This is a genomic window from Verminephrobacter aporrectodeae subsp. tuberculatae At4 (genome assembly GCF_000193225.1).
Lineage (GTDB): Bacteria > Pseudomonadota > Gammaproteobacteria > Burkholderiales > Burkholderiaceae_C > Acidovorax > Acidovorax aporrectodeae.
Window position 1 is genome coordinate 1 of sequence record NZ_AFAL01000750.1, and the last position, 2,480, is coordinate 2,480.

General features: G+C 72.7%; 2 protein-coding genes. Both read right to left on the bottom strand.

The window, feature by feature from the left end; all coding sequences use genetic code 11:
• Positions 1-1,499: UvrD-helicase domain-containing protein (locus tag VTU_RS29130; RefSeq protein ID WP_040893596.1), on the bottom strand; the 1,499-nt coding region annotated here is incomplete at its 3' end.
• Positions 1,500-1,535: 36 nt separating this feature from the next.
• On the bottom strand, positions 1,536-2,480 hold a 945-nt coding region (locus tag VTU_RS0121110), incomplete at its 5' end, for a RecB family exonuclease (RefSeq protein ID WP_010108398.1).

Genomic DNA, 2,480 nt, shown 5'->3' on the forward strand with positions numbered 1-2,480 from the left:
CTGTCCATGACCTGGTTCACGGCGGCAATCACGCGCGTGGCGTTGCGCCGCGTGTGCTCGCAGCTGAGCAGATCGCCGCCGAGGCCGTCGCGCACGAAGGCCTGCGCGGCGATGAATACCTGCGGCTCGGCGCGGCGAAAGCGGTAGATGCTCTGCTTGGGGTCGCCCACGATGAACACGCTGGGCGCGGTCGCGCCACCGCCCGCGCCCGCGTAGCCCGAGAGCCAGGCGTGCAGCGCCTGCCACTGCAACGGGTTGGTGTCCTGGAACTCGTCGATCAGCAGGTGGCGCACGCGCGCGTCGAGCCGCTCCTGCACCCAGCCGCTGAGCACCGGGTCGGCGAGCATGGCCTGCGCGGCGCGCTCCACGTCGTTCATGTCCACCCAGCCGTGCTGCCGCTTGAGGTCCGCAAACTGCGCGCTCAGGCAGCGCGCCAGCCGCGCCATGCGCTGCTGGTGCTGCCACGCCGCGTGCTGGCGGCGCGCCGCGAGCAGGCCTTGCAGCTCGGGCTCGGCTGCGCACGCGGGCGCGAACTTTTCGAGGTTCTTGGTCAGCCGGTCTTGCGCGGCGACGAAGAGCGCCTTGCGCAGCCCGTCGAGGCGCTGCTGCGGGTCGGCGCAGTCGAGCGCGGCGTCGAGCGCCTGCGCCGCCTTTTGCGGGGTTTTTCCGGTCTGCGCCCCCAGGGTCTTGGCCAGCGCGCGCCAGCGCTGCACGCAGGCAGCGTCGCGCAGCGCGTGCGCGGGTTCGGCGTACGCGCGCAAATCGGGAAACTGCTCCTGGAAGGGCGGCACCGAGGCATCGACCACGCCCGCCGCGTCGGCGAGCGCGAACTCCACCCGCTTGGCCAGCGCTGCCGCCAGCGCCTTGTGCGTCTGCGAGCGGCCATGCAGGGCGACCATGGCCGCGTAGTCCGCGCGCAGGCTGGCGTCCGCCACCACGGTGTGCAAAAACGGCCCCCATACCGCGCGCACGGCCTGCGCGTCGTCTTCGAGCAATTCGAAATGCGCGGGCAGGCCCAGCGCCTGCAACAGCGCCAGCGGGGCCGTTCCGAGCAGCGCCGCAAACCAGCTGTGAAAGGTGCGAATCTGCACCGGGCGGCCGCTGGCCAGCGTCTGGCGGTAGAGGTTCTGGAGCGCGGCGCGCGCTTCCAGCGCGCGCTCGGGGTGAACGCCGCGCGCGCGCAATTCCCCGGTCAGGGCATCGAGCGGTTGGCGCGCAAATTCGCCGAGCCACTCGTGCAGGCGCTGGCGCATTTCGCCCGCGGCCTTTTTGGTGAACGTGATGGCCAGGATCTCGTGCGGCGCGCAGCCATCGAGCAGCGCGCGCAGCATGCGCGAGACCAGCATCCAGGTCTTTCCCGCGCCCGCGCAGGCCTGCACCGCCACGTTGCGCGCCGGATCGCAGGCAATGGCGTAGAACGCCGCGCGCGTGACGCGCTGGCCGTTGTGCTCGTAGGCGGCAGGTGCTCCGGATGGAGCCTCGTGCGGGGCTGGATTCATCGCTGCGGCCTCATGCGTCCCAATCATGCGTCCCAATCATGCGTCCCAAAAATCTTTGCGGCACAGGCCGCGTGCCGCGCAGTGCGTGCAGGCCGCGCCCTCGCCCAGGGCGGGCAGCGGCGCCCCCGCGGCGATGCGCCCGAAGTCGTGCGCAATGCCCGCGAGCAGCAGGTCGCGCAGGGGCAATACATCGGCCTGCTCGTACATCTGCGTCTGGCCGCGCTCGCCCACGTTGACGTAGGCGGCGCGCAGCCCGTCGTCGTCGCCGAGCAGCGCGGCGTAGAAGGCCAGCTGGGTGTCTTGCGCGCCGGCGCGCAGGCGCTGGCGCGTCTTGCCGACGTCCTCGGTCTTGTAGTCGATGAGCAGCGTCTGCGGCCCGTTGGCGGCTGCGTCTGCGGCCGCGACGGAGTCGATGCGGTCGATGCTGCCCACGAGTTGCACCGGGCCCAGGGGGCGGGTGGCGCGCTGCTCGGCCTGCCGGAAGCTGGCGCCGGCGCCCTCGTGCTGCGCCAGCCAGTGCAAATAGCCGTCGCGCAGCGGGGGCCAGCCGGCGGCGAACGGCAGAAACTCGCCCGCGCCCAGGCCCTGCTTTTGCGTGACGGCCTGCGCCGCGCCGTCCAGGCGCGCCACGCGGGTCGCGGGGTCGTCCGCGGGCGCGCGCAGAAGGTCCTCGTGAAACGCCTGCAGCACCGCGTGCAGCCAGTTGCCGAAGTCGCGTTTGTCCACCTCGCCGGCGAGCTCGTCGGCCGCTTGCAGGCCCAGCTGGCGCAGCGCGAAGAAACGGTAGGGGCAGAGCCGCAGGTCGGAGTACGCCGTGGACGAGAGCGTCCGCAGCGCCAGCGCCTGCCCTTGGGGCAGGGGACGGGGCGTGGGCGCTGCGGCCACGCTGCGCGGGCGGCGCGCGTCCACGCCGGTGCACGCCGCGCCTTCGAGTTGCAGCGCGAGCACCAGCGCGCTGGCCAGCAGCGGCTCGCCGCCGTC